This is a genomic window from Pseudomonas sp. A-RE-19 (assembly GCF_019956555.1).
Taxonomy (GTDB): Bacteria; Pseudomonadota; Gammaproteobacteria; order Pseudomonadales; family Pseudomonadaceae; genus Aquipseudomonas.
Genome location: NZ_JAHBDQ010000050.1, coordinates 1 through 5283, shown reverse-complemented (window position 1 = coordinate 5283; position 5283 = coordinate 1). Strand labels below are relative to the sequence as shown.

2 tRNA genes and 2 rRNA genes are annotated in these 5283 nt (G+C 51.3%); all 4 read right to left on the bottom strand.

Going from position 1 to position 5283, the window contains the following annotated elements:
- Positions 1 to 34: 34 nt before the first annotated feature.
- Positions 35 to 2926: ribosomal RNA gene (locus tag KGB14_RS23135) — 23S ribosomal RNA — on the bottom strand.
- A gap of 235 nt (positions 2927 to 3161) precedes the next feature.
- Positions 3162 to 3237: transfer RNA gene (locus KGB14_RS23130), tRNA-Ala, on the bottom strand.
- A 30-nt stretch (positions 3238 to 3267) separates the two neighbouring features.
- Positions 3268 to 3344 (bottom strand) — tRNA-Ile (locus KGB14_RS23125).
- An 83-nt stretch (positions 3345 to 3427) separates the two neighbouring features.
- Positions 3428 to 4964, bottom strand: a 16S ribosomal RNA gene (locus tag KGB14_RS23120).
- Together the 16S and 23S rRNA genes with 2 tRNA genes alongside form the textbook arrangement of a ribosomal RNA operon.
- Positions 4965 to 5283 lie beyond the last annotated feature (319 nt).

Sequence of the window (5283 nt, the reverse complement as noted above, 5' to 3'; positions counted from 1 at the left end):
GCCTCTTCAGGTCAGCAAATTGCTTGGGTGTTATATGGTCAAGCCTCACGGGCAATTAGTATTGGTTAGCTCAACGCCTCACAGCGCTTACACACCCAACCTATCAACGTCGTAGTCTTCGACGGCCCTTCAGGGGACTCAAGGTCCCAGTGAGATCTCATCTTGAGGCTAGTTTCCCGCTTAGATGCTTTCAGCGGTTATCTATTCCGAACATAGCTACCCGGCAATGCCACTGGCGTGACAACCGGAACACCAGAGGTTCGTCCACTCCGGTCCTCTCGTACTAGGAGCAGCCCCTCTCAAATCTCAAACGTCCACGGCAGATAGGGACCGAACTGTCTCACGACGTTCTAAACCCAGCTCGCGTACCACTTTAAATGGCGAACAGCCATACCCTTGGGACCGGCTTCAGCCCCAGGATGTGATGAGCCGACATCGAGGTGCCAAACACCGCCGTCGATATGAACTCTTGGGCGGTATCAGCCTGTTATCCCCGGAGTACCTTTTATCCGTTGAGCGATGGCCCTTCCATACAGAACCACCGGATCACTAAGACCTACTTTCGTACCTGCTCGACGTGTCTGTCTCGCAGTCAAGCGCGCTTTTGCCTTTATACTCTACGACCGATTTCCGACCGGTCTGAGCGCACCTTCGTACTCCTCCGTTACTCTTTAGGAGGAGACCGCCCCAGTCAAACTACCCACCATACACTGTCCTCGATCCGGATAACGGACCTGAGTTAGAACCTCAAAGTTGCCAGGGTGGTATTTCAAGGTTGGCTCCACGCGAACTGGCGTCCACGCTTCAAAGCCTCCCACCTATCCTACACAAGCAAATTCAAAGTCCAGTGCAAAGCTATAGTAAAGGTTCACGGGGTCTTTCCGTCTAGCCGCGGATACACTGCATCTTCACAGCGATTTCAATTTCACTGAGTCTCGGGTGGAGACAGCGCCGCCATCGTTACGCCATTCGTGCAGGTCGGAACTTACCCGACAAGGAATTTCGCTACCTTAGGACCGTTATAGTTACGGCCGCCGTTTACCGGGGCTTCGATCAAGAGCTTCGCGTTAGCTAACCCCATCAATTAACCTTCCGGCACCGGGCAGGCGTCACACCCTATACGTCCACTTTCGTGTTTGCAGAGTGCTGTGTTTTTAATAAACAGTCGCAGCGGCCTGGTATCTTCGACCGGCATGGGCTTACGCAGTAAATGCTTCACCCTCACCGGCGCACCTTCTCCCGAAGTTACGGTGCCATTTTGCCTAGTTCCTTCACCCGAGTTCTCTCAAGCGCCTTGGTATTCTCTACCCAACCACCTGTGTCGGTTTGGGGTACGGTTCCTGGTTACCTGAAGCTTAGAAGCTTTTCTTGGAAGCATGGCATCAACCACTTCGTGTACTAAAAGTACACTCGTCATCAGCTCTCGGCCTTAGAATCCCGGATTTACCTAAGATTCCAGCCTACCACCTTAAACTTGGACAACCAACGCCAAGCTGGCCTAGCCTTCTCCGTCCCTCCATCGCAATAACCAGAAGTACAGGAATATTAACCTGTTTTCCATCGACTACGCTTTTCAGCCTCGCCTTAGGGACCGACTAACCCTGCGTCGATTAACGTTGCGCAGGAAACCTTGGTCTTTCGGCGTGGGTGTTTTTCACACCCATTGTCGTTACTCATGTCAGCATTCGCACTTCTGATACCTCCAGCAAGCTTCTCAACTCACCTTCACAGGCTTACAGAACGCTCCTCTACCGCATCACCTAAGTGATACCCGTAGCTTCGGTGTATGGTTTGAGCCCCGTTACATCTTCCGCGCAGGCCGACTCGACTAGTGAGCTATTACGCTTTCTTTAAAGGGTGGCTGCTTCTAAGCCAACCTCCTAGCTGTCTAAGCCTTCCCACATCGTTTCCCACTTAACCATAACTTTGGGACCTTAGCTGACGGTCTGGGTTGTTTCCCTTTTCACGACGGACGTTAGCACCCGCCGTGTGTCTCCCATGCTCGGCACTTGTAGGTATTCGGAGTTTGCATCGGTTTGGTAAGTCGGGATGACCCCCTAGCCGAAACAGTGCTCTACCCCCTACAGTGATACATGAGGCGCTACCTAAATAGCTTTCGAGGAGAACCAGCTATCTCCGAGCTTGATTAGCCTTTCACTCCGATCCACAGGTCATCCGCTAACTTTTCAACGGTAGTCGGTTCGGTCCTCCAGTTAGTGTTACCCAACCTTCAACCTGCCCATGGATAGATCGCCCGGTTTCGGGTCTATTCCCAGCGACTAGACGCCCTATTAAGACTCGCTTTCGCTACGCCTCCCCTATTCGGTTAAGCTCGCCACTGAAAATAAGTCGCTGACCCATTATACAAAAGGTACGCAGTCACCCAACAAAGTGGGCTCCCACTGCTTGTACGCATACGGTTTCAGGATCTATTTCACTCCCCTCTCCGGGGTTCTTTTCGCCTTTCCCTCACGGTACTAGTTCACTATCGGTCAGTCAGTAGTATTTAGCCTTGGAGGATGGTCCCCCCATATTCAGACAAAGTTTCTCGTGCTCCGTCCTACTCGATTTCATGACCAAGAGATTTTCGCGTACAGGGCTATCACCCACTATGGCCGCACTTTCCAGAGCGTTCCGCTAATCTCAAAGCCACTTAAGGGCTAGTCCCCGTTCGCTCGCCACTACTAAGGGAATCTCGGTTGATTTCTTTTCCTCAGGGTACTTAGATGTTTCAGTTCCCCTGGTTCGCTTCTTAAGCCTATGTATTCAGCTTAAGATACCTAACTTATGTTAGGTGGGTTCCCCCATTCAGACATCTCCGGATCAAAGTCTGTTTGCCGACTCCCCGAAGCTTTTCGCAGGCTACCACGTCTTTCATCGCCTCTGACTGCCAAGGCATCCACCGTATGCGCTTCTTCACTTGACCATATAACCCCAAGCAATCTGGTTATACTGTGAAGACGACATTCGCCGAAAATTCGCGATTAAACTCACAAATTTTACCTTAGCCTGAACAACACCAGTGAAAGTGCCATCCAGTCTATCTTTCTATCACATACCCAAATTTTTAAAGAACGATCTAGTCAAAGACTAGAAATCAACATTCACCATCACCAGGATGGAATGCTCATTTCTAAGCTTTCTACAATCAGAAGCAGTAGTGGTGGAGCCAAACGGGATCGAACCGTTGACCTCCTGCGTGCAAGGCAGGCGCTCTCCCAGCTGAGCTATGGCCCCGTATTTCTACAGGCGTTTCCCACACAAAATTGGTGGGTCTGGGCAGATTCGAACTGCCGACCTCACCCTTATCAGGGGTGCGCTCTAACCAACTGAGCTACAGACCCAATTTCGGGCTGCTTCTTTATCGTCTTCTTCAATGAATCAAGCAATTCGTGTGGGAACTTATGGAGCAGCTGATGTCGTCGATTAAGGAGGTGATCCAGCCGCAGGTTCCCCTACGGCTACCTTGTTACGACTTCACCCCAGTCATGAATCACACCGTGGTAACCGTCCTCCCGAAGGTTAGACTAGCTACTTCTGGTGCAACCCACTCCCATGGTGTGACGGGCGGTGTGTACAAGGCCCGGGAACGTATTCACCGCGACATTCTGATTCGCGATTACTAGCGATTCCGACTTCACGCAGTCGAGTTGCAGACTGCGATCCGGACTACGATCGGTTTTATGGGATTAGCTCCACCTCGCGGCTTGGCAACCCTCTGTACCGACCATTGTAGCACGTGTGTAGCCCAGGCCGTAAGGGCCATGATGACTTGACGTCATCCCCACCTTCCTCCGGTTTGTCACCGGCAGTCTCCTTAGAGTGCCCACCATAACGTGCTGGTAACTAAGGACAAGGGTTGCGCTCGTTACGGGACTTAACCCAACATCTCACGACACGAGCTGACGACAGCCATGCAGCACCTGTCTCAATGTTCCCGAAGGCACCAATCCATCTCTGGAAAGTTCATTGGATGTCAAGGCCTGGTAAGGTTCTTCGCGTTGCTTCGAATTAAACCACATGCTCCACCGCTTGTGCGGGCCCCCGTCAATTCATTTGAGTTTTAACCTTGCGGCCGTACTCCCCAGGCGGTCAACTTAATGCGTTAGCTGCGCCACTAAGAGCTCAAGGCTCCCAACGGCTAGTTGACATCGTTTACGGCGTGGACTACCAGGGTATCTAATCCTGTTTGCTCCCCACGCTTTCGCACCTCAGTGTCAGTATCAGTCCAGGTGGTCGCCTTCGCCACTGGTGTTCCTTCCTATATCTACGCATTTCACCGCTACACAGGAAATTCCACCACCCTCTACCATACTCTAGCTTGTCAGTTTTGAATGCAGTTCCCAGGTTGAGCCCGGGGATTTCACATCCAACTTAACAAACCACCTACGCGCGCTTTACGCCCAGTAATTCCGATTAACGCTTGCACCCTCTGTATTACCGCGGCTGCTGGCACAGAGTTAGCCGGTGCTTATTCTGTCGGTAACGTCAAAACACTAACGTATTAGGTTAATGCCCTTCCTCCCAACTTAAAGTGCTTTACAATCCGAAGACCTTCTTCACACACGCGGCATGGCTGGATCAGGCTTTCGCCCATTGTCCAATATTCCCCACTGCTGCCTCCCGTAGGAGTCTGGACCGTGTCTCAGTTCCAGTGTGACTGATCATCCTCTCAGACCAGTTACGGATCGTCGCCTTGGTGAGCCATTACCTCACCAACTAGCTAATCCGACCTAGGCTCATCTGATAGCGCAAGGCCCGAAGGTCCCCTGCTTTCTCCCGTAGGACGTATGCGGTATTAGCGTCCGTTTCCGAGCGTTATCCCCCACTACCAGGCAGATTCCTAGGCATTACTCACCCGTCCGCCGCTCTCAAGAGAAGCAAGCTTCTCTCTACCGCTCGACTTGCATGTGTTAGGCCTGCCGCCAGCGTTCAATCTGAGCCATGATCAAACTCTTCAGTTCAAACATCTTTGGGTTTTTAAGAAACCCTAAACTTGGCTCAGCAATCGTTGGTTACATCTTTGATTTCTCGCGGAGTAACTTGTGATGCTGATAATCTTGTTGACTATCAGTCTGACTCCACAAGCACCCACACGAATTGCTTGATTCAGTTGTTAAAGAGCGGTTGGTTAAGATCTTTCGTCTCAACCGAGGCGCGCATTCTACAGCAGCCTCTGTTGCTGTCAAGCGGTTATTTTCAGAAGTTTTCAAAGTTTCGCTTGGAAATCTTTAACAACTTCAACCACTTGCGCTTCCGATCTCTCGTTAGCGGGAGGCGAAT